The following is a 22,754-nucleotide window of genomic DNA, read 5'->3' on the forward strand; positions in this document are numbered from 1 at the left end:
GTGTAATGGAACTGCAAAAAGATATGATTCTGCTCGGTCAACATGTAGCAACTAAGGAAGAAGCAATTAGATTAGCCGGAAAGCTACTGGTTGAAAATGGGTATGTTGAAGATGCATATATTGACTCGATGCTTGCACGTAACAATGATGTTTCAACGTATATGGGAAACTTTATTGCGATCCCACATGGTACAGAAGCAGGTAAAAAGTTCATCAAGAAAACCGGAATCTCGATTGTGCAGGTTCCAATGGGAGTTGACTTTTCCGAAGAAGCAGGTACTGAAAATATTGTGACGGTTGTTTTTGGAATTGCCGGACTTAATGGTGAGCATTTAAATATTTTGTCGCAAATTGCACTGTTTTGCAGTGATGTCAATAACGTGGTTAAGTTAGCAGACGCACAGTCCAAGGATGAGATCATTAATTTATTGAAAGAGGTTGGTAAATAATGAAAGCTGTACATTTTGGAGCAGGTAATATCGGTCGTGGATTTATTGGGGAAACTTTAGCTGAGAATGGATTTGAAATCAAATTTGTAGATGTTAATGAAACGATTATTGACGCTTTGAACGCAAGACACGGATACACGATTCAACTGGCAGATGAGTCGCAAAAAAAGATTCAAGTCGCACATGTCAGTGGAATTAATAACGGCAAGGATCCTGACAAGGTTGTTGCGGCATTGGAAGATGCTGATATTGTAACAACCGCAATTGGACCGAAAATTTTGAAGTTCATTGCGCCGCTGATTGCTGCAGGAATTCAATCCCGCAAGCAGCATCATAATGAAAAGAAAGTTGATGTGATCGCCTGTGAGAACATGATTGGCGGCAGCCAAGCGTTGAAAAAAGAGGTTTATGCTCATCTTGAACCTGCAGATCAAGAGTTTGCTGATCAAGTTATCGGCTTCCCCAATGCTGCAGTTGATCGGATTGTACCGCTGCAAAAACATGAAGACCCACTTTTTGTCTCAGTTGAACCTTTTAAAGAATGGGTTGTTGATGAAAGTCAGATGGCTGCGCCTGAATTGAAGTTGAAAAAGGTTCATTATGCACCAGACTTGGAACCATTCATCGAAAGAAAGCTCTTTTCAGTTAATACGGGACATGCAACTGTTGCTTATACTGGAAAGCACAAAGGATATGACAACATTGGAGATGCAATTGCTGACCCAGATGTCTTGCGCCAATTGAAACGGGTTTTGAAAGAAACTGGGGATCTTTTAATCGCTAAATGGGATTTTGATCGCAAAGAGCATGAAGCTTATCAAGAAAAAATTATTGGACGGTTTGAAAATAAATATCTTTCTGACGAAATTGCGCGTGTTGGCAGAACTCCAATTCGTAAGTTAGGTTATGACGAACGTTTTATTCGACCAATTCGTGAGGCTAAAGAACGTGGATTGGGGTACGCAGCACTCTTAGAAACTGTAGGTAAAATTTATACATTTAATGAACCGCAGGATGAAGAGAGTCAAAAATTGCAACAGATGCTCAAAGAAGAATCGTTGGAAGAAGTAATTCGTGAGACGACCGGCTTAAAAGATGAAGAGTTGTTACAGGCGATTGCTGCATCGTATAAAGAAGCTGCAGCAACCAAGCAAAATGCATAGGATTTGGCAACTAAGACAAAGTGGAGTTGACAAATAGCTGCTATTTTGGTTTAATAACCACTAAATACAAAGCGATGATTGGAAGAGTAACATTTAGCTGATTTTTTACAGGGAGCCGTGTTAAGTGGGAAGCGGTGAAATCATTGAGTGTGAAGGTAATCCATAAGCTGCAGTTGCGACAGAAAATGAAGTGACTGCTGGGAATGCGCCCATTATAGCAATGAAGTATCGTTATCAACGAGATAGCCGTACTTTATGAGCGTCAGCTATGCAAAGATAGCTGAAATTAAGGTGGTAACGCGTTTCAAAACGTCCTTTACTTGAATTTTTCAAGTAAAGGACGTTTTTTTATTTTTCAGCGCTGCGTTAATTTAGAGGAGGGGTTTTATGGGTAACAAAGAATTATCAAAAAAGCAGTATCTGATTTTGGCATCATTGTTGTTTGGACTTTTTTTCGGAGCAGGCAACTTGATATTTCCAATTCATCTAGGGCAATTAGCAGGTAAGGCGTGGTTTTTTGCCGCAATTGGGTTTTTGCTTTCAGCAATTTTAATGCCGCTGCTTTCGCTGTTAGCAATCAGTTTAACTAAAAGTAATAGTATGTATGATCTAGCGCTGCCAGCAGGCAAGTTTTTTTCATTATTTTTTCTGATTTTAACACATCTTTCTCTAGGGCTCTTGATTGCAGCTCCACGAACTGCCACTGTAACATTTTCGCTAGGCGTTCAACCTTTCTTACCCCAATCATGGGAGAAAATGGGTTTGTTAATTTTTTCGTTTTTGTTTTTTGGAGCTGTTTTTTTATTGGCCTACAAACAAAGTCAGATTACCAAGTATGTTGGTAAATTACTGAATCCATTGTTTGTAGTGCTGCTTGCATTTATTTTCTTGATTGCTTTTTTAATTAAGGGAGATTTGCAAGGGATAGCTTTAGGGACAACAAATAAGGCACCTGAATTAATTAATGGATTTTTGCAAGGATATAATACGATGGATGCACTGGCAGGTTTAGGTTTCGGGGTTACGATCATTTCAGCGCTTAAGTTGTTCGGTGTAAAAGAGAGCAAGGCACGTGCGCGTGCGGTAGCTAAGGTAGGTGTGATCACGATGGGATTTGAGGCAATCATTTACATTTTTTTGATTGCTTTAGGTGCCGCTAGTTTATCATATACCAAGCTGAGCAGCGAAGGTGGGACTGCGTTTTCTGAGATTATGAAGCACTATACCGGTATGGCAGGTGCTGCTTTGTTAGCAGCTCTTACATTGTTAGCTTGCTTAACGACTGCAATTGGGCTGATTACCTCTTTGTCGCAGGATTGGGGTCATCGTTTTCCTAAGCTTGGTTATCACTTCTTCTTGAGCGGTGCGACACTTGGATCATTTATGATTTCGAATTTTGGGCTAACACAGATTATTCTGTATTCTTCGCCTATTTTAAGCTTCCTTTATCCCTTGGCAATTGCATTGATTATCTTAGGCCTTTTGCAGCCCTACATTGGAAAAGAAAAGCTGATTTATAAAGCAACAATTTTGTTGACGTTGATTCCTGCAATTTTAGATTTAATTCATAACCTGCCTGCTCCTTTTTTAAAATTGCAGTTCCTGCACACAATTGACATCTGGGCGTCAGCTCATATTCCTTTATATGCAGTTGGATTAGATTTTTTACCGTTCATGATTCTAGGCTTTTTCTGTGGCATCCTGTTATTACGAATGACTAAGGGTGCTCGGACGGTTGCACCAGACAACGAATCGCAGCCTTAAAACGAGAGGACAAGTTGCTTTTCTATTGAGTAGTTTAGCGCTTAATTAGACCTAAATTTTAACCAGTGGACTAGTATTTTTATTTCAATTCCAAGTTTTTTATAATATGTATACCATTTATAGGATATTCAATTGACATGTCCTTTGTGGTGGCGTATATTTGTTGTTGGTTAAGGTATTAATTTTTATTTTTGATATAGACCAATTAAATAAAAACAAACAATAAATTAATAATAAATGCGGAAGGCTGGTTATCTTTATGTGTGGTATAGTTGGTGTTACGGGCAAACAAAATGCCGTTGAGATTCTCCTAAAGGGGTTGGAACGCCTCGAATATCGTGGTTATGATTCTGCTGGAATCTACGTAAATGACCAAGATGGCAAGGAGTATCTTGTTAAGGAAAAGGGTCGGATCTCAGAATTACGCAAAGAGGTTTCAGGCGACGTTCATGGTTCAACTGGAATTGGACATACACGTTGGGCAACTCATGGAGCACCTAGCAAGGCGAATGCACATCCGCATGTATCTGCTGACGGCCGCTATTACTTAGTACATAATGGTGTGATCGGCAACTTTGCACAATTGAAGGAAGAATACTTACAAGATGTGACCTTCAAAAGTGACACTGATACGGAAGTTGTTGTACAGCTGATCGCTAAATTTGCGCAACAAGGATTGGATACTAAGGCAGCCTTTAAAAAGGTGTTGAGTTTAATTGATGAAAGTTCTTCGTATTCTTTCTTACTGGTTGATCATAATGAACCAGATACACTTTACGTTGCGAAGAATAAGAGCCCCTTATTGATTGGTGTAGGGCAAGGCTTTAATGTTGTCTGCAGTGATGCACTGGCAATGCTTGACCAGACACATGACTTTATTGAACTGGTGGACGGCGAAATTGTAGTCGTTAAGCCAAACAGTGTGACGATTGAAGATCCACAAGGCAAAGTGATGGAACGCAAACCATTCCACGTCAGCACAGATGCTTCAGAAGCTGATAAGGGAGCTTATCCTTACTATATGTTGAAAGAAATTGATGAGCAGCCAGGTGTCATGCGTTCATTAATTAAACATTATGTGGCAGAAGATGGAAGCATTAAAATTGCTCCGGAATTACTTACGAAATTGAATAATGCAGATCGCTTGTATATTGTTGCTGCTGGTACAAGTTACCATGCTGGACTTGTGGGTCGGGAAATTTTTGAAGGATTGACCAAAATTCCTACTGAGGTGCATGTTGCTTCAGAATTTGCCTATAATCCACCGTTACTTTCTCAAAAACCGTTCTTTATTTTCTTGACTCAAAGTGGTGAGACCGCCGATAGTCGCCAAGTACTTTCATTAGTTAATCAATGGGGCTATCAGAGTTTAACAATCACTAACGTTGAGAACTCGACGCTTTCGCGTGAAGCTACACATACCTTGCTATTATATGCAGGACCAGAAATTGCAGTTGCTTCAACTAAAGCTTATACCGGACAAATTGCATTGGAAGCTTTGTTGGCAAAAGCAATGGGTGCACAAAAGGGTCTGACAACCGCTGCTAATTTTGAAGTTGCGCAGGAACTGACAAAAGTTGCTAACGGCATGCAGGAACTGGTTGATGAAAAGGCACAGATTGAGAAAATTGCGACTGCTGCTTTGGCAACGACGCGCAATGCATTTTATATTGGACGTGCAATTGATTATGATATCGCACAAGAAGCGGCACTTAAGCTTAAGGAAGTTTCGTATGTTCAAACAGAAGGATTCGCTTCAGGTGAGTTAAAACATGGGACGATTGCTTTGATTGAAAAAGATACGCCAGTTGTGGCAATCATCACAGATGCGAAGACCGCTAAACATACACGGAGCAACGCACAGGAAGTTCTGGCCCGTGGAGCAAACGTCATTTATATCGTAAGCCGTGCTTTAGCAGAAGAAGGCGATCAGATTGTATTGCCGGATGTTCATCCATTGTTGACACCGCTACTTGCGATTGTACCGTGCCAGTTGTTGGCATACTATACAAGTCTGCAGCGCGGTTACGATGTAGATAAGCCACGTAATTTGGCAAAGAGTGTTACGGTAGAATAAAATATGTTAGATGCATCAGTCAGTATAGTTCAAGCATTTAATTTGGGTAGGTTATGCTGCAGGTGTAAAAACGAAAAATTTGTTTTTTGAGCGGAGAAATCTGCTCTTTTTATTTACATTAAAAATGAATTATATCTGCTGAAAGTTATACTGGACATGATTTAAGTAAGAGGTGAGCAAGATGCACATTATTATTATTGGTAATTGTGGCAGTGGGAAGTCGACACTTGCTAAAAAGATAAACCAAAAGATGAACTATCCGCTTTTGCATCTCGATAGCCTATGGCATAGCACTGATTATTCTGCAGCTGCTAAGGGCTGGTTTAGTGAGCAGCAACGACGCTTTATGCAACAAAAAAATTGGATTATTGAGGGTAACTATTATGACACGCTCCCCTTGCGGCTGGCGGAAGCAGATTTTATTATTTGGTTGAAAGTGGGGCGCCTGACTGCTTTATGGCGGGTTATTAAACGGTCTTTAAAATTTCACTATGATAAAAAGAGTAGAACAGAGATGCCAAGTCAGTTTAGCGAACATTTCAACCGCGAGTATTGGGATTTTTTGCGTTTTGTATATTCCTATGATGAGCGCCAAACAGAGCAGTTGGTGCAAGAGAAGCGTCAAAAACACAGTGTAGTGCTGATTGTTAAAAGTCAAAGAGCAAAGGATCAATTACAAGAACGCCTTCTAAGGTTAAAAAGACTCCGATAACTAGCAGATTTTCAAAATTTTCTGGGGGTGTAAAAATACCATATATGAGAATTAAGTGGACTTGGAGAAGGCAAGGGCATAAGGGGGTTAAAATGACAACTTAAAGATTGCAGAATTGGTAATTGAATGTCACGTTGAAATTAAAAAATTTTATAGCTAGGTTAATTAACGAGGAGATTAGAAGCAAGTCATAAGCATGCGAAAAGTATTATAGTCTGAATGACCCTAACATTTTCTTTGATGAAAAGGTTGTTTTACCAGAATAAGTGGCTGCTATAAACCTACAATAAGTTTTTTAGAGATGCTACACTCAAAACCACGAGATTGTTAGTTATTTTTGAGAAAAACAGCATTTATAAGCATATAAATAGGGATATTTGCTGAATTTTAAGTCCTTTTATTTGCTAACTTTAAAATATTGAAATCTAAAATCACCATTTTATCAAGGCCTAAGCACTATTTATAAGTTTTATTTATTACAATTTACCGGTTTGACTATAAAATCCCTCTTGGCATAAAGTAGCGGAGTAAACATAAACTAGGAGGAGAGATAATGATGGAATATACACCGGAACAATTATTGCATAACCCATTCTTGAATAAGGGGACTGCTTTCACGCATGCAGAAAGAGATCAGTATGGTCTGAACGGGATTTTGCCACCTGCTGTACAAACATTGGAGCAACAGGCTAAACAAGCTTACGCACAGTACCAACGTAAAGCAACAGCTTTAGAAAAACGCATTTTCTTAATGGAAATTTTCAATGAGAATCACGTGCTTTTTTACAAACTGTTTTCACAGCATGTTTATGAATTTATGCCGATTGTTTATGATCCTACGATTGCAGATACAATTGAAAATTACAGTGCATTATTCACTAATCCACAAAATGCCACCTATTTGTCAATCGATGAACCTGAACATATTGAAGAGGCCCTAAAACAGAGTGCTGATGGTCGCGATATTCGTTTGATCGTTGTGACAGACGGAGAAGGCATTTTAGGAATTGGCGATTGGGGAACTCAAGGCGTGGATATTGCTGTCGGTAAATTAATGGTTTATACCGCAGCCGCTGGAATTGACCCCAGCCAAGTATTGCCGGTTGTTTTAGATGCAGGGACAAACAATCAAGAATTATTAAAAGATGATCTTTATCTTGGTGTGCGTCATGAACGCATTTATGGCGAACAATATCATCATTTTGTGGATCAATTTGTTGACACTGCCGAAAAATTATTCCCAGATCTTTATCTGCATTTTGAAGACTTCGGACGCAGTAATGCTGCTACTATTTTGAACCGTTATAAGGAAAAAGTTACGGTCTTTAATGATGATATCCAAGGAACTGGGATTATTGTGCTTGCCGGAATTTTAGGTGCATTGAACATCTCGCATGAAAAAATTGCTGATCAGGTTTATATGAGTTTTGGTGCTGGAACTGCCGGCGCTGGAATTGCAAGCCGCATTTGTGAGGAATTTGTGCAGCAGGGGATGTCACCAGAAGAAGCTAAAAAACACTTCTATCTTGTCGACAAACAAGGTCTTTTATTCGATGACATGGACGACCTGACACCAGAACAAAAGCCTTTCGCACGTAAACGCAGTGAGTTTGCTAATGCTGATGAGTTAACCAGCCTTGAAGCTGCAGTTAAGGCTGTTCATCCTACAATTTTAGTAGGAACATCCACAGTTCCAGGAACCTTTACTGAAAGCATTGTAAAAGAAATGGCTTCTGCAACTGCACGTCCAATTATTTTCCCATTGTCAAATCCTACGAAATTAGCAGAGGCTAAGGCTGAAGATTTGATTCGGTGGACAGATGGTCAAGCACTGGTAGCTACTGGGATTCCAGCAGAACCAGTTGAATATAAAGGTGTTTCCTACGAGATTGGGCAGGCTAATAATGCCTTAGTTTATCCTGGATTAGGGTTAGGTACAATTGCAGCGACTGCGCGGTTGCTGACAGATGGAATGATTTCAGCAGCTGCTCACAGTTTAGGTGGAATTGTAGATCCTGCACAACCAGGTGCAGCAGTCTTACCACCAGTTTCTAAGTTGAGTGAATTTAGCCAGACAGTTGCATTCGCGACTGCTAAAGAAGCTGTGGCTGAGAAACTTAATCGAACAGAAATTAAAGATGTTAAAAAAGCAATCGACGCAGTTAAGTGGGAACCAGAATATAGCCCGCTGGCGGATGATGTAAAAGTTGTAAAGAGGGGCGAATAACAGCATGGCAGCATTATTTACTTCGGTTCAGAGTATTTTAACAATTGTTTTGATTATCGCTTTAGGCTATATTTTGCGTAAACAAGGTTGGTTTGATGACAACTTTGGTGGAACTATTTCTAAATTGCTGATGAAGGTTGCTTTACCAGCATCGATTTTCACGAGTGTTTTAAAGCGGCTTACATTGAGCAAACTATTAGGACTGTCTTCTGGGTTAGTGTTTGGTTTTGGCGGAGTCTGCTTAGGCTATATTGTGGCTTTCATCCTTGTCAAATTGCTGAAAGTTCGTCCTGGACGCCGGGGCACATTCATCAATATGTTTGTGAACGCAAATACCATCTTTATTGGACTGCCGTTAAACTTGGCTTTGTTTGGTGATAAGGCCATGGCATATTTTCTGATGTATTATGTTGTTAATACAGTTTCAACTTGGACACTCGGAGCATTCCTGATGTCATGGGATGATCCCACTAAGACTGGGGCTCAAAGTGGTAAGAGTACCTTTAATTGGAAGAAACTTTTGCCGCCACCATTAGTTGGTTTCTTAGTAGCACTGGTCTTCTTATTCCTGCCTTTCCATGTAATGCAGGTCAGTTGGTTGGCTTTTTTGATTAATGCTTTGACCTATGTAGGCAGTTTGGTTACACCACTTTCCTTGATTTACATCGGGATTGTACTTTGCAATGCAGGGCTATCCTCGATTCGCTTCGACAAAGATACAATTTTTGCACTGATTGGTCGCTTTGTGATCGCACCAGCTTTGATTGCAATGCTGATTCTTGTGGGGATGCACCGCGGTTTCAACATTCCCAGCTTAGAAGCTCAAACTTTGATTGTGCAGGCTTCGGCACCAGGCTTAGCAGTTTTGCCAATTTTAGCTAATGAAGGTCACGGCGATGTTGAATATGCAACTAACGTCGTTACAACGTCCACCGTCCTTTTTGCAATTGTTTTGCCAGTTATTATGGTATTGATTCAGAACTTCTAAATTAGAAATTATTTATTTAAGAACATGCTTCGAAAAGGGGCTGTGACAAAAATTAAATTTTGTCACAGCCCCTTTTTGATCCGGATAAACGTGTTCCATAAGTCAAAATTCTCCGTCTAACTTCGAATTACTCATAGCAAAGTACTCGCTATGTTCGTAATTTCGAGTTAGCATTCAAATTTTCCCGACTTATGTCATACTCTCGTTTTTTTAGACCTAAGAAATAAGAGATTGACAAGGCAGGAAAGCGGGGCTTATAGTACGTGCAACCCTTCACGAGCAAGTCAACTTAACAATTGAAGGAGTAATTGATAGAAAGGAGAACTAAGATGAGAATTAGTTCAGCAGAAGAAAGAGAATTTTTAGAAGGAGTTTTTACCGCGTATTCATTTTCCAATGAGGACAGTGCCTTATTGGCAGATACACTAGTTGATGCTGATTTAAGAGGGATTGCTTCCCATGGTATTCAACGTTTAGCCTGGTATATCAGGATGATCAAAGAAGGAACAATTCAACCACAAAATAAGGTTAAGGTGCTCAAGGAGACACCGACTAGTTTGCTCGTCGATGCTAACAAGAATATGGGTCAAATTGCGTCGGCGTTTGCAATGAAAAACTTAATTAAAAAGACAAAACAGGTCGGTCTTTCAATGGCAGTTATTCGGAATTCTAATCATTTTGGAACTGCAGGATATTATTCACGGATGGCTGTTGCAGAGGGTCTGATTGGGATTGCAACCACTAATACACGTCCGTTAGTAGCCCCCACTAATGCAACCCAAGCATTTTTAGGGTCAAATGCTTTTGCTTTTACTTTCCCTGCAAGTCCACATCCCTTTGTCTTTGATGGGGCAACTTCAGTAGTTTCTGGCGGTAAAATTCAGGTACTTGCCAAAAATAATAAACCACTTCCGGGAGATTGGGCGATTGATGGTGAACGTAATGTGATTCATGATGCACAAGCTGCCGAAGATATTTTAGCCAAAGTAGCCTTTACGGAACATCAAACAGGTGGCGGCGTGCTGACGCTTGGAGGCAACTCTGAAAAGAATTCCAATTACAAAGGTTTTGGCAACTCACTGATAATTGAACTTCTGACTGGAATTCTTGCTCAAGGTTCAATCTCGGCTGATACCAACACGGGTGAACATGATTTTAGCCAGTTTTTCTTGACACTTGATCCAGCTGTTTTTGGTGATTTAGAAACGTTTGCCACGAATGCGACTGCAATGTTTACCCGCATTCGCGGACTAGAGCATACTCCTGGAACGCAAATTATGATTCCAGGGGATCGTGAATACAAAAACTACCATGAAAATCTTCAACAAGGAGTTTTACTTGACGAAAAAAGTGCTGCTGAAATAAAAGAAATTGCACAAGAATTGGAAATAACAGTCCCGAAATTTAAATAAGCAACGCGTTGGATTTTTATAAATAAGTTCTAAATAGCCGATTTTTTCTGCCTGACAGTGCATGGTTGCATGGCGAAAGAACAGCTATTTTTATTTTTTGTTAGCGCTAACAAAGATGTGCTGTTACTCAGTAATGTTCTGGGATGATTTTTATTAAAATCAGGTAAAAAAAAGACTAGAAATTAGGTTTTCTACAATGTTTTGCAGTCGGGTTAATTGATTTTAAGCGCTATAGTAGTATATTTGAATTGAATACGTTTTAAATTTTCTTGCTTGAATGCGAGTTGAAAAGTAACTTTAAATAACTAAGGGGGAGTTTTACATGAGTATCGTTTCATTAGCTCGCTTTCAATTTGCAATGACAACGATTTACCACTTTTTCTTTGTCCCATTCTCCATCGGATTGGCACTCGTCGTTGCAATTATGGAGACAGCATACATTGTGACTAAGAAAAAAGAATACCTCAAAATGACCAAGTTTTGGGGAAATATCTTTTTGCTGAGCTTTGCAGTCGGAGTTGTAACTGGTATTATTCAAGAATTCCAATTTGGGATGAACTGGTCGGATTACTCAAGGTTTGTGGGGGATATTTTTGGTGCCCCGCTTGCTTTGGAAGCTTTATTAGCTTTTTTTATGGAATCAACTTTCTTAGGTCTGTGGATCTTTACTTGGGACATGGTTAATCCAAAATTGCATGCTGTTTTCATTTGGCTAGTGACATTTGCATCAATGATTTCGGCATTGTGGATTTTAGCGGCTAATAGTTTTATGCAGCATCCAGTGGGATATTCCATTAAAAATGGGCATGCTGTGATGACAGATTTTAAAGCCTTGTTGACGAATCCGCAACTATGGTATGAATTTAGCCATGTGATTGCCGGAGCAATTGTCACGGGCGGAGCAGTTGTCGCCGGCTTGGCGGCTTTTAGATTGTTGAAGAAAAAAGTTGAGAGTCCAGCTTTTTACAAAAAGTCATTGAAAATCGGGTTGGTGGTGACACTCTTCGGTTCTATCGCAGTTTTGACAGCTGGTGATCTGCAGATGAAGGCACTTGTCCGTGAACAGCCGATGAAATTTGCAGCTACTGAAGGTCTTTATAAGGATACTGGTGATCCAGCAGCGTGGACATTGATCGCTTGGGCTAATGAAAATCAGCACAAACGTATCTGGGGAGTTGATCTTCCTTATGTACTGAGTATTCTGGCATACGACAAGCCATCTGGTGCCGTCCAAGGCTTAAATAGCGTTAACAAACAGTTAGTGAAGAAGTATGGTGCACGTAATTATTATCCGCCGGTCAATGCTGTTTTTTGGAGCTTTAGAATTATGGCTGGTTTTGGCACCTTGATGTTGTTAGTCTCCTTGCTAGGACTAATCCTTGCACGAAAGAAGAAACAACTATTGTATAAACAACGCTGGATGTTGTGGGTGCTAGGATTGTGTACGTTTGCCCCTTTTTTGGCGAATACTGCGGGTTGGTTGGTAACAGAGTTAGGCCGCTATCCATGGACAGTCTATGGCTTATTCACAATTAAACAGAGTGTTTCGCCGAATGTTTCAGTTGCCTCTTTGCTGACGTCAAACATTATTTACTTCCTGCTCTTTACGGGACTTGCGATTACAATGGTTTCGTTAATCGTACGAGAAATGCGTAAGGGACCTGATCACGATGAATCACTCAGTGAACAGGAAAAAAAGGATCAGCAGGTTGATCCTTTTGATAAGGGGGCGTTTGAATAATGAGTACTTTGCAAGTTCTATGGTTTGTTTTAATCGGAGTACTTTTTTCAGGTTTTTTCTTTCTGGAAGGTTTTGACTTTGGAGTTGGAATGTCTATCCAGACTCTTGCACACAATGAAAAGGAAAAGGATCAGTTAGTTGCAACGATTGGGCCGGTATGGGATGGTAACGAAGTCTGGTTGATCACTGCAGGAGGTGCGATGTTTGCCTCCTATCCGTTCTGGTACTCAACTCTTTTTAGTGGATACTATCTCATTTTGTTCATTATATTGGCTGGCCTGATTATACGGGGGGTCTCTTTTGAATTTAGAAGCAAGGTGCCTGAAGGGCAGAAACAATTGTGGAACTGGGCACTTTCGCTTGGCAGTCTGCTGGTACCTTTCTTTTTTGGAATCATGTTTATCAGTTTGATTCAAGGGATGCCCATAGATGCTAGTGGGGATATGCGGGCTAGGTTTGGCGATTACTTTAATCTTTTCTCTTTGGTTGGAGGAGTTGCCTTAACCCTAATGAGTTACCTGCATGGACTGAACTACATTGCTTTAAAAACAACTGGACCCGTGCGGCAAAGAGCTAAGAATTATGCGAAGTTTTTATATGGAATTTTTTATGTTGGCTTGCTGGCATTTGCAGCATTGCTTTACTTCAAAACAGACTTTTTTGCACGGCACCTAACGACTTCAGTAATTTTTGTATTACTAATTGTTGTTTTGACATTATGTGCTAATATTGCGGTATTCAAAGGTCACGAACTAGGCGCATTTCTTGCTAGTGGTGGGACTTTCATTGCATTAGTGGCACTTTTATTTACTGGTCTCTTTCCCCGGGTAATGATCAGTTCTGTAAATGCTAAATACGATCTATTGATTACAACTGCTTCCTCAAGTCCATATACACTTAAGATTATGACTTACATCGCGCTTTCATTTTTACCGTTTGTACTTGCATATATCGCTTGGACATATTACATCTTTAGGAAGCGGATCAAACACACTTCAGCACTGGAGAACAAGTATTGATTGATAAGCAATTACTTTCTTTGCCCGGGATCAAAAAAATACTTGGAATTTTGACAGGCCTGGCTTTTGTACAAGGGCTTGCAATTGTTGGACAGGCGTATTTTTTAGCAAAAACGATTGTTGGATTATGGAATGGCGGGAAGTTGGGCACACAGACAGGATGGATCATCCTGTTTTTGCTGTGTTTCGGCTTACGCCACTTCATGGTTTACGGCCGGGATAAATTACTCGATGCTTTTGCTGCTAAACAGGCTGCATGGTTGCGTAAAAGATTATTAGGCAAAATTTTTCGCGTCGGTCCACAGATCGTTCAAACCAATGGGACAGGCAATGTGACTACTATGGCACTTGAAGGCATGGATCAGGTAGAAAACTATTTCCACTTGATTTTGGCAAAGGTAATCGGGCTAATGGTTGTCCCATGGCTGATTCTGCTTGCAGTTTGGTACTTTGACTGGAAATCAGGTGCTTTTTTGTTAGCAATTTTCCCCTTGATTATTGTTTTTATGGTTGTGCTAGGATATGCAGCACAAGCCAAAGCTGATCGGCAGTACAAAACATATCAGATGCTTGCTAATCATTTTGTAGACTCTTTGCGTGGGATTGATACTTTGAAATTTTTTGGGCTTAGCAAACGCTATGCGCGCAGTATTTTTAAAACTAGTGAACGTTTTCGCAAAGCAACCATTAATACACTTAAAATTGCAATTTTATCGACCTTTGCTTTGGATTTTTTTACGACACTTTCAATTGCGGTCGTTGCAGTTTTGTTGGGACTCAGACTTTTAAATGGTCAAATTTCACTTTTTCCAGCTTTGACCGTACTAATTCTCAGTCCGGAATATTTTTTGCCAATCCGGGACTTTTCTGGGGACTATCATGCCACTTTGGACGGGAAAAATGCTTTGAGTGCACTCCAAAAAATTCTGACAATTACAGAGCCGCAAATTAAGCAAATCAGTATTGAGCAGTGGCAACCGACCAGCCGCTTGGAACTCAAAGAAGCAAATTTTGCTTATGAAAAGGGGCAGCCGGCTTTGGCAGCAATTTCGCTAGACACAGTTGGCTATCAAAAAGTTGGCATTATCGGGTTGAGTGGTTCCGGAAAATCAACATTGATTAATGTGCTGAGTGGCTTTTTGCAACCGCAAAAGGGACAGGTTTCTTTTGGAGGACATCAGACAAATTCCTTTGCTCAACGGGAGTGGCAAAAGCAGCTGCTTTATTTACCGCAGAATCCTTACATTTTTAAAGCAACGCTGCGGGAAAATATCGCATTTTACAATCCTGAAGCAACCCCAACACAAATTGGACAGGCACTTAAGGTTGTTGGACTTTCACAACTGGTTGCACAATTGCCTGAAGGGTTAGAGACTGTTATTGGCGAAGGTGCTAGAGAACTGAGCGGTGGTCAAAGCCAGCGAATAGCATTGGCACGTATTTTCCTTGATCAGACACGCAAAGTACTGTTATTTGATGAGCCCACAGCCCACTTGGATATTGAAACAGAGATTGAACTGAAGGAAAGAATGTTGCCGTTGATGGAGGATCACCTTGTCTTTTTTGCAACGCATCGATTGCACTGGATGCAGCAAATGGACCAAATAATTGTAATGGAAGATGGCAAAGTAGCTGAGATGGGAACTTTAGCTGATTTGCAACGAAAAAATGGTGCGTTTGTACGTTTGAGTCGTTCTTTGAGGAGGATTTGAGATGAAGATATTTAAACTTTTCAAAGAAGATACATGGGTTAGGCCTTTTTTGGGTAAATATCGCAAATCATTAGTTTTGGCTTTAGTTCTTGGCTTTTTTACCTTTTTTTGCGGTGGAGCGCTGATGTTTAATTCTGGTTATCTAATCAGTCGGTCGGCATCGCATCCTGAAAATATTTTGTTGGTTTACGTCCCAATTGTACTGACACGGGCTTTTGGTATTGGTAGGCCTGTTTTTCGCTACTTGGAGCGGTTGACAAGCCATAATTGGGTCTTAAAGTTGACCTCTGAATTAAGACTAAAGCTCTATCAAGTAATCGAAAAGGATGCTGTGTTCTTCAAAAGCAAGTACCAAACAGGGGATATCTTAGGCTTACTTTCAGAAGACATTGCGCATCTGCAAAATTTGTATCTCCAAACTGTTTTTCCGACTGTAATTGCATGGAGCCTATACTTCTTTATTATTCTAGGATTAGGCTATTTTTCTGTTTGGTTCGCGTTAGTCATGCTTTTATTGTTGGGAATTTTGGTTTTTGTTTTTCCACTGACAGCTGTTGTTGCTAATGGTGCCAGACAAGAAAGACAAAAATTTTTACGCAACAAACTCTATGCTGAATTAACTGATAATGTGCTAGGAGTTTCAGATTGGATCTTTAGTCAAAGAGGATCAGCATATAATCAATTGCATGCACCTGCACAAAATGAGTTGCAGCAAGTTAAGCAAGCAATCAGGAATAATGATCATAAACGCGACTTTTTGGTGCAATTGTTATTTGGGGTTTTAACGGTGGTTTTGGTTTGTTGGACCAGTGCAGCCTTTCCGGGCAATCATGGCGGAGCTGCTAATTGGATTGCTGCTTTTGTATTATCAGTCTTTCCGTTAATTGATGCCTTTGCGCCTTTAGGAGCTGCTGCACAGGAGACGAATGTTTATCAAGACTCATTGGTGCGCTTGAATTCCTTACCAACTGAAAAGCTTGTCGAAAAGCCTGCGGTGCCGGCTTTAAGTGCACCTTTTCAGCTTAAAATCAGCCATGTGGCTTTTCATTACGAAGATTCGCAAAATCTGGTACTAAATGAGCTTGATCTGACCATTCAAAATGGTGAACATATCGCGATTCTTGGCCGCAGCGGTTCAGGGAAAAGTACATTGGCAAGGCTTTTGCGGGGAGATCTGAGACCTACTAACGGGCGTGTAACTTTAAATGGAGTTGCGACAGCAGATTTTGGCGACAAAATTTGCCGGTATGTGGGTGTGCTTCATCAAGCGCCTTATCTGTTCAATACCACAATCAGTAATAATTTGCGGATGGGAGACGAAGATGCTACGGAAGCAGAGATGTGGACAGTGCTTGAACGAGTGGGACTAAAAAAATTAGTTGCTCAGCTGCCACAAGGACTCGAAACAATTGTGGATGAGGCTGGGTTGCGCTTTTCTGGAGGTGAGCGGCATCGGCTCGCGCTTGCTAGAATATTGTTACAAGATGTACCTCTAATTATTTTAGATGAGCCGACAGTCAGTCTTGATCCTGTGACAGAACAAGGCTTAATTGAGACGTTTATGAAACAGTTAAAAGGGAAGACGATTATTTGGATTACGCACCACTTACAGGGCCTTTCACTAATGGATAAAGTTGTCTTTATCGAGGACGGTTGTTTGGAAATGAGCGGTACCCCGCAAGAACTGGCACGTACAAATCAGCATTATCAAAAACTGTTAGCAGTTGACCACGGAGTATTGCATTAAAAAAGCCGTAACTTTTTAGCAGAAATAATTATGCTGCGCAGTTCAGCTTCTAATTTACACTCTCTAAAATTTACGTTTAAGCAAAGCGGAGGTGATTTTTTCGATTTGTGTGCGGGCGGGTGAAACAGGAAGTTCAGCAATTAAAGCGCTGGCTCTTTCAGTATAAGTACGTGCTAATTTCACGGCTGATTTAGTACCGCCGTATTTACGCACGAGTTGTCCAACCTGTTTGACCTCAGAAGTCGTAATCTTTTCTTCTTTTTGGAGTAGTGGTTCAAAACTATCAGGATGTTCGGCGTAAGCAAAAAGCAGCGGTGAAGTATAGACGCCTTCTGCGAGATCTTCAAGGACCGGTTTTTTGAGAGTACCTGCCGTTGAGGTGTAATCAAGAATGTCATCAAAAATTTGAAAAGCAATTCCGATATTTTCACCGATTTGTGCCGCTAGTTGTTGTACTTTTGGAGCGGCCTTTCCAAAGTGGGCACCTTCAAGGCAAGCTAGGCTGAAAAGTTCTGCAGTTTTGCCATTAATATTCTTCAGGTAGTCTGTGATTGTTTGGGTGCGCGAGTAACGTGTATTCATTTGTCCAAGTTCACCTAGCAGTAGTTTTTTCATTGCTGCGGCGTTACGCTGCATTAGAGTGGAACCGTTCATAGTTTCAATCAAGAGCTCAAAAAAGACGGTAAAAAGCAGGTCGCCAGCATAGACGGCAACATCTTTGCCATATTTTGACTGGATTGTGATTTCACCGTGTCGCAAGGGGGAATCATCAATAATGTCATCGTGAATTAAAGTCGCTTTATGTAATAATTCAAGCGTCGCTGCTACTTTGATAAGATGAGCTTCATCTTGGTGCTGGGTGTCCCCTAAGCCGGCAAATAGAAAGAATAAGCCTGGACGTAGCATTTTTCCTTGGTCGCTAGCGCATGCGGCTAATAAAGCTTGTAGATTGTCATTATCGCTATGCAGGCGGGCGTCAATTAAATGAGTTACTGCTTGAAGTTTGGGGACGATCGTTGGATAATGTTTCCATATCTCTAGCATACTAAATTCCTTTCTGGTAACCATTGAGCATAATATGTTCTACACTATATTAAACCATAAATTCCTGTTTAGCTATAAATAAAGAAACGAGGTGCTTAAATTGACAATTCCAGTTTTCTTAGAGCTGGTTGAAATAAAGGCCAAGACCGCCAGTGTGCTCCCCTTTATTCTTGGTGCTTGTTACAGTTGGTACAATTACCATACATTGAATCTGCTTGCGCTCATTGTCTTTTTTATTGCGATGTTTATTTTCAATATGGCAGTTGATATTCTTGATAATTATAATGATTACCACCATGCTAAAGCAGGACACGATTATAAGCGAAAAACTAATATTATTGGACGCGAGAATTTATCCGTGAAAGGTATTTTTTGGTTGTTGAGCGCAATGATTGCAGTGTCTGCTGTCATGGGGTTAGTCTTAGTGTATTATACAGGGTGGCCTTTACTAGTAATGGGTGTAATTTGTTATTTAGTGGGGATCTTTTATTCATCTGGACGGCATCCGTTATCAAGTTTACCGTTAGGAGAGGTTTTTTCTGGTCCGACAATGGGCTTTTTGATTACATTAATCTGTGTGTATGTTAATACTTATCAAGTTTTTACGTGGAATTTAATGTCGTTAGGCGGAGTTTTACTAATTTCGCTGCCTAATACACTCTGGATTTCAAATCTGATGCTGGCAAACAATATTTGTGATCTGGAAGAAGATGAAAAAAATGAACGTTATACCCTAGTACACTATCTCGGAAAGGGGCGTTCTGTAAGATTATTTGTTATAATGAATGTGGTGGCAGTGATCGCTCTCGTCTGTGCAGTGGGGGTTGGAATTGCCCCCTGGACAATCCTATTTTCTTTACTGGTTCTTCCTTTGATCATCAAGCAAAATAAGCTCTTTTTGGAAAAACAGGTTAAGAAGGAAACTTTTATTTGCGCGGTTAAGATTCTTGCGGTTGGAGCGGCAAGCCAGGCAGTGACATTTTTAATGTATATGCCGTTTAGTTAATTTAAAAATATTTTGAGGAGATGTAAGAATTGAAGGAGATTGTTATTTTAGGTGCAGGATATGCTGGTTTAAGAGCGTTACACTATTTGCAAGCAGGTCACGGCGATTATCATATTACGTTGATTGATCGTAATGATTATCACTATGAAGCAACAGATTTGCATGAAGTCGCTGCTGGCACACAACCTAAGGAAAAGATTACATATCCAATTAGAGATGTGATTAAAGAAAAGGTTACAACTTTTGTACAAGCAACTGTTACGAAGATCGATCGCGAACAACAACAAGTTTTACTTGAAGATGGTAACAAGTTATCTTACGATTACCTGATTGTTTCACTTGGTTTTCGTTCAGAATCATTTGGAATTCCAGGCGTAGAAGAAAATGCGCTTGAAATGGTTGATGTGCCAACTGCTGAGAAAGTTTATCAGCATATTATTGCCCAGATGAAAGACTATGCCCAGACGAAAAAGGCTGAGGACCTTAAAATTATTGTTTGTGGTGCAGGGTTCACTGGAGTTGAATTGCTGGGGGCACTTTCTGACAAACGTGCAGATTTTGCTCAATTTGCAGGTGTCGCTAAAGAAAAAATTGAAATTTTCTGTGTAGAAGCAGTCACACGTCTCTTGCCAATGTTTGATGAGAAACTTGCAGATTACGGGATTACTAGTCTTAAAAACTGGGGAGTTAAATTCCTGACAGGTAAACCAATCAAGGAAATCAAACCCGGTGTTGTAGTTTATCAAGATGATAAAGAAACTGGTGCCACTAAAGAATTAGCGGCCAATACGATTATCTGGACAACCGGCGTTAGCGGCAGTCGCGTAATGGATGCTTCTGGTTTTTCACAAAGACGTGGGCGTGTAATGGTTGCTGCTGATCTAACAGATCCAGAATACTCAAATGTCTCCATTTTGGGTGACGTTTCTGCGGTAATGAACAAAGAGAACAATCGTCCATATCCAACTACTGCTCAGATTGCACTTAAAATGGGCGAATATGCTGCCAAGAATATTTTAACAAAGATAAATGGCGGTGGTGAAATGGCTGACTTTACTTTCAAGTCACTGGGCACAGTTGCCTCAATCGGCAATACGCATGCCTTTGGCACGGTAGGACATTCTGCGGTTAAAGGTTTCCCGGCTTCATTCCTCAAGAAAGCGATCATGGATAAATCATTATTTGAAACTGGTGGTTTTAAGGAAGTCTTTGCCAAAGGACGCTTTGATCTTTACCATTAGTATTAAGATTTAAAATAATTATCAAAAGCTGCGGCAAATTTAATATTTTGTGGCGGCTTTTTAATTTGGCAATTTTTTGAATACTGCACTGTACTGCAATGTACATAAAAACCATATTACTATTTTGCTTAATAGTGAGCAAAATGTCAATCCCAAAAGAGAAATTCAAACTGTTAAAATTTAAAAAGCTTCTATAAATATATAAAAATCAGGAAATAAAAAACTTAAATTTTCAGTTTAATATTGTGCACAATTTAATTTGTGCTGCTGTTTTTTTAAAAAGACACATGCACAAAAATGAAGCGACGATAACAGGAGTTCAAATAAAACTAGGCGACATCTTATCGATTAAAGATCGACAAAAAGTCGCCTAGAAAAAGCTACTAAAGATTTACTTATAAATATTAATTAGTCCTTGAGTTCCCTGATTTCCCAGATGTTTAACATCTACCATAACTTCATATAAACGTTTGGCGGTTGCAGTTGCTCTTAAATCAAGTCCCATGCTGTCAGCTTCTTCTAATGCAATCCGTAAATCTTTAAGAAAGTGACGGGCAAAGAAACCAGGGGTAAAGTCATCTTTCAAGATTCGCGGCACATAATTCTCCATACTCCAGTTATCTGCACCACCAGCGGACAGTGTTGCCAGTACTTTTTGTTCATCGAGACCGGCTTGGCGCGCATAGAGAAGCATTTCGGTCAGTCCCGTCATAGTCCCGGCAATCATAATCTGGTTGACCATTTTAGCATGCTGTCCTTTACCAGCGGTGCCAAAATAATTTGTTTTTTTGGCGACTAAATCAAACAAGGGGGCCACCTTTTGATAAATACTTTCTTCCCCGCCTACCATGATAGTCAGTTGAGCATTTTGTGCGCCGACATCGCCGCCTGAAACGGGGGCATCCAGTGCATGGAATTTGTGAGCAGACGCATATTCAGCAATTTTAGCCGCAAGTCGCGGTCGACTAGTTGTCATATCGACAGTAATTCCAGCGGGAGCCAACCCTTTGAAAATACCATTGTCACCAAAATAAACTTCCGCTACATCTTGAGGAAACCCGACCATTGTAAAAACAATTTCACTTTTTTGTGCGACATCTTTGGGGGTGGGAGCCCAAGTTGCTCCCTGCGCCACTAGACTATCAGTCTTGCTTTTTGTACGATTGAAAACAGTTAGTGAGTGTCCAGCAGCAAGAAAATGGCCGGCAATTGCGGCTCCCATAACTCCAGTTCCGATAAAACCGATTTTCATATTTAAACTCCCCTTCTAAGAATTACTGAAGCAGCTTGATTAAGCTAACTCCAATGATCATAATAACGATTCCGAAGATCTGTGTAAATTCAAGCGGCCTGCGTGGTGATTCAAACAGACCAAAATGATCAACTACTAGGCTTCCAATAATCATTCCTAGTAAAACGATCAGGGTAACTACTCCGGTTCCAAGCAAAGGCACCAAGTATGAATTTCCAGCTACAAACGCGGCACCCAATAAGCCACCAGACCAAGCCCACCAAGGAAAACGAACGTTGAACAAGCGCGGCAGCGTCTTTTTGCTGCTACTGCCCAACACGATGCACCAAAGGCAAAGAGAACCGACGAAAAATGAAATAAAAGCAGCATTGAGCGCTGAGTGTAAGACAGATCCTAAGTGCCCATTGATAGCTGTTTGTGTTGCGCTGAGTGCACCGGTTAAGATCCCAAAAAAACGCCACAGCCAGATCTGATTTTCGTGGTGAAGACTACTTAATTTATTTTTATGCAGTATTTCAGGTAGGGCAATGGCAAAGAATACACCTAAGACAACGATTAAGGCTCCCAAGATCCGGGTCAGTGTCAACGGATGATGTTGTGAATAGAACAAACCGAAGTTGTCAATTGTGAGGCTAGCAATAATTTGTCCCAGAATCGGCATGATTACAGTTTGGACGCCGCCTAAATGTGGGAAAAGTAAAATGTTACCAGTTAGAAAAATTACACCTAAAAGGCCGCCGACCCACAACCAAACAGGTTGAGAACTAAATAAGGCAGGTGCCGGGATTAGTGACCCTTGACTTAAAGTAACCACGACAGCCAGACAAAGAGTCCCAGTTGTAAAGGAGATCGCTGAGGCAGCAAAAGATGACCGCACTACACTACGCAAACGTGAGTTGATCGCTGTTTGGAGCGGAAGAAAAATTCCAATGACGGTTGCTAAAGCAAATAAAAACATAATGCACTTCCTTTGTTAGAAAATTTATAAAAAAGCACCTGAATTTTCAAAATGCAAAGTATAGCTGAACGGGTGGCTTGATTTAAACTCAAATTTGCCAGATGGCACAGTTAACTATACATGCAAGGTTAAAAATCTACAAACCACACCTCCCACATTGTAAGCTAACAAGCTCAGGTGAAATTGATAGAGAGTGTGACATAAGTCGGGAAAATTTGAGTACTAACTCGAAATTACGAACA

At 40.4% G+C, this 22,754-nt stretch carries 17 protein-coding genes and 1 other annotated feature; of the genes, 14 read left to right on the forward strand and 3 right to left on the reverse strand.

Translation table 11 applies throughout. From position 1 onward, the window contains the following. Positions 1–5 precede the first annotated feature (5 nt). The 12 genes from FD50_RS00730 (at position 6) to cydC (ending at position 17,011) form a co-directional block, all read left to right on the forward strand. Complete coding sequence (locus FD50_RS00730; RefSeq protein ID WP_054757403.1) at positions 6–449, forward strand: PTS mannitol transporter subunit IIA; 444 nt, start codon at positions 6–8, stop codon at positions 447–449. Beyond that, positions 449–1,612, forward strand: coding sequence for a mannitol-1-phosphate 5-dehydrogenase (locus FD50_RS00735; RefSeq protein WP_056959541.1), 1,164 nt, complete (start codon positions 449–451; stop codon positions 1,610–1,612). Before FD50_RS00730 ends, FD50_RS00735 begins: the two co-directional genes overlap by 1 nt. Positions 1,613–1,677: 65 nt before the next feature. Further along, positions 1,678–1,932, forward strand: a binding site (T-box leader). A gap of 67 nt (positions 1,933–1,999) precedes the next feature. Beyond that, on the forward strand, positions 2,000–3,376 hold the full coding sequence (gene brnQ / locus FD50_RS00740; RefSeq protein ID WP_056959543.1) for a branched-chain amino acid transport system II carrier protein: 1,377 nt from the start codon (positions 2,000–2,002) through the stop codon (positions 3,374–3,376). A 259-nt stretch (positions 3,377–3,635) separates the two neighbouring features. Next, the gene (gene glmS / locus FD50_RS00745; protein WP_056959546.1) at positions 3,636–5,453 is read left to right on the forward strand and encodes a glutamine--fructose-6-phosphate transaminase (isomerizing); all 1,818 of its coding nucleotides are present in this window, start codon (positions 3,636–3,638) and stop codon (positions 5,451–5,453) included. Between the two features lie 181 nt (positions 5,454–5,634). Then, positions 5,635–6,165, forward strand: coding sequence for a P-loop NTPase family protein (locus tag FD50_RS00750; protein WP_054757406.1), 531 nt, complete (start codon positions 5,635–5,637; stop codon positions 6,163–6,165). 556 nt (positions 6,166–6,721) lie between these two features. Beyond that, positions 6,722–8,392 carry a malolactic enzyme gene (locus FD50_RS00755; protein WP_056959587.1) on the forward strand — a complete coding sequence of 557 codons (1,671 nt, stop codon included), beginning with the start codon at positions 6,722–6,724 and terminating at the stop codon, positions 8,390–8,392. A gap of 4 nt (positions 8,393–8,396) precedes the next feature. Next, on the forward strand, positions 8,397–9,380 hold the full coding sequence (locus FD50_RS00760; protein WP_056959547.1) for an AEC family transporter: 984 nt from the start codon (positions 8,397–8,399) through the stop codon (positions 9,378–9,380). Positions 9,381–9,709: 329 nt separating this feature from the next. Further along, positions 9,710–10,792, forward strand: a complete 1,083-nt coding sequence (locus FD50_RS00765) for an Ldh family oxidoreductase (protein WP_056959549.1) — start codon at positions 9,710–9,712, stop codon at positions 10,790–10,792. Positions 10,793–11,114: 322 nt separating this feature from the next. Beyond that, positions 11,115–12,533 (forward strand): cytochrome ubiquinol oxidase subunit I, encoded by a 1,419-nt coding sequence (locus FD50_RS00770; RefSeq protein ID WP_056959551.1) that lies wholly within the window; start codon positions 11,115–11,117, stop codon positions 12,531–12,533. After that, positions 12,533–13,552 (forward strand): cytochrome d ubiquinol oxidase subunit II, encoded by a 1,020-nt coding sequence (gene cydB / locus FD50_RS00775; protein WP_056959553.1) that lies wholly within the window; start codon positions 12,533–12,535, stop codon positions 13,550–13,552. Before FD50_RS00770 ends, cydB begins: the two co-directional genes overlap by 1 nt. Further along, complete coding sequence (cydD, locus tag FD50_RS00780; RefSeq protein WP_056959555.1) at positions 13,549–15,264, forward strand: thiol reductant ABC exporter subunit CydD; 1,716 nt, start codon at positions 13,549–13,551, stop codon at positions 15,262–15,264. The genes cydB and cydD overlap by 4 nt, the downstream gene beginning before the upstream one ends. Position 15,265: 1 nt before the next feature. Next, a complete protein-coding gene (gene cydC, locus FD50_RS00785; protein ID WP_056959558.1) occupies positions 15,266–17,011 on the forward strand; it encodes a thiol reductant ABC exporter subunit CydC in 1,746 nt (581 codons plus the stop codon). A 63-nt stretch (positions 17,012–17,074) separates the two neighbouring features. On the opposite strand, the gene FD50_RS00790 is transcribed toward cydC, so the two are convergent. Then, positions 17,075–18,055, reverse strand: coding sequence for a polyprenyl synthetase family protein (locus FD50_RS00790; protein WP_056959560.1), 981 nt, complete (start codon positions 18,053–18,055; stop codon positions 17,075–17,077). 100 nt (positions 18,056–18,155) lie between these two features. Between FD50_RS00790 and FD50_RS00795 the strand changes: the two genes are divergently transcribed. Together FD50_RS00795 and FD50_RS00800 are read left to right on the forward strand one after the other, a co-directional pair. Then, on the forward strand, positions 18,156–19,061 hold the full coding sequence (locus FD50_RS00795; RefSeq protein ID WP_056959562.1) for a prenyltransferase: 906 nt from the start codon (positions 18,156–18,158) through the stop codon (positions 19,059–19,061). Positions 19,062–19,090: 29 nt separating this feature from the next. After that, on the forward strand, positions 19,091–20,302 hold the full coding sequence (locus tag FD50_RS00800; protein WP_056959564.1) for an NAD(P)/FAD-dependent oxidoreductase: 1,212 nt from the start codon (positions 19,091–19,093) through the stop codon (positions 20,300–20,302). Between the two features lie 391 nt (positions 20,303–20,693). Here the strand turns inward: FD50_RS00800 and FD50_RS00805 are convergent, their stop codons facing one another. Then, on the reverse strand, positions 20,694–21,554 hold the full coding sequence (locus tag FD50_RS00805) for an NAD(P)-dependent oxidoreductase (RefSeq protein ID WP_056959566.1): 861 nt from the start codon (positions 21,552–21,554) through the stop codon (positions 20,694–20,696). A gap of 22 nt (positions 21,555–21,576) precedes the next feature. Next, positions 21,577–22,512: a DMT family transporter gene (locus FD50_RS00810; RefSeq protein WP_054757414.1), complete on the reverse strand. Its 936-nt coding sequence runs from the start codon at positions 22,510–22,512 to the stop codon at positions 21,577–21,579. Positions 22,513–22,754 lie beyond the last annotated feature (242 nt).

This window comes from Liquorilactobacillus satsumensis DSM 16230 = JCM 12392 (assembly GCF_001435195.1).
GTDB lineage: Bacteria > Bacillota > Bacilli > Lactobacillales > Lactobacillaceae > Liquorilactobacillus > Liquorilactobacillus satsumensis.

Excerpts from the sequence above, each read along its gene's own strand:
- FD50_RS00730 (WP_054757403.1), top strand. The coding sequence starts at position 6 with ATGGAACTGCAAAAAGATATGATTCTGCTCGGTCAACATGTAGCAACT.
- FD50_RS00735 (WP_056959541.1), top strand. The coding sequence starts at position 449 with ATGAAAGCTGTACATTTTGGAGCAGGTAATATCGGTCGTGGATTTATT.
- brnQ (WP_056959543.1), top strand. The coding sequence starts at position 2,000 with ATGGGTAACAAAGAATTATCAAAAAAGCAGTATCTGATTTTGGCATCA.
- glmS (WP_056959546.1), top strand. The coding sequence starts at position 3,636 with ATGTGTGGTATAGTTGGTGTTACGGGCAAACAAAATGCCGTTGAGATT.
- FD50_RS00750 (WP_054757406.1), top strand. The coding sequence starts at position 5,635 with ATGCACATTATTATTATTGGTAATTGTGGCAGTGGGAAGTCGACACTT.
- FD50_RS00755 (WP_056959587.1), top strand. The coding sequence starts at position 6,722 with ATGGAATATACACCGGAACAATTATTGCATAACCCATTCTTGAATAAG.
- FD50_RS00760 (WP_056959547.1), top strand. The coding sequence starts at position 8,397 with ATGGCAGCATTATTTACTTCGGTTCAGAGTATTTTAACAATTGTTTTG.
- FD50_RS00765 (WP_056959549.1), top strand. The coding sequence starts at position 9,710 with ATGAGAATTAGTTCAGCAGAAGAAAGAGAATTTTTAGAAGGAGTTTTT.
- FD50_RS00770 (WP_056959551.1), top strand. The coding sequence starts at position 11,115 with ATGAGTATCGTTTCATTAGCTCGCTTTCAATTTGCAATGACAACGATT.
- cydB (WP_056959553.1), top strand. The coding sequence starts at position 12,533 with ATGAGTACTTTGCAAGTTCTATGGTTTGTTTTAATCGGAGTACTTTTT.
- cydC (WP_056959558.1), top strand. The coding sequence starts at position 15,266 with ATGAAGATATTTAAACTTTTCAAAGAAGATACATGGGTTAGGCCTTTT.
- FD50_RS00790 (WP_056959560.1), bottom strand. The coding sequence starts at position 18,055 with ATGCTAGAGATATGGAAACATTATCCAACGATCGTCCCCAAACTTCAA.
- FD50_RS00805 (WP_056959566.1), bottom strand. The coding sequence starts at position 21,554 with ATGAAAATCGGTTTTATCGGAACTGGAGTTATGGGAGCCGCAATTGCC.
- FD50_RS00810 (WP_054757414.1), bottom strand. The coding sequence starts at position 22,512 with ATGTTTTTATTTGCTTTAGCAACCGTCATTGGAATTTTTCTTCCGCTC.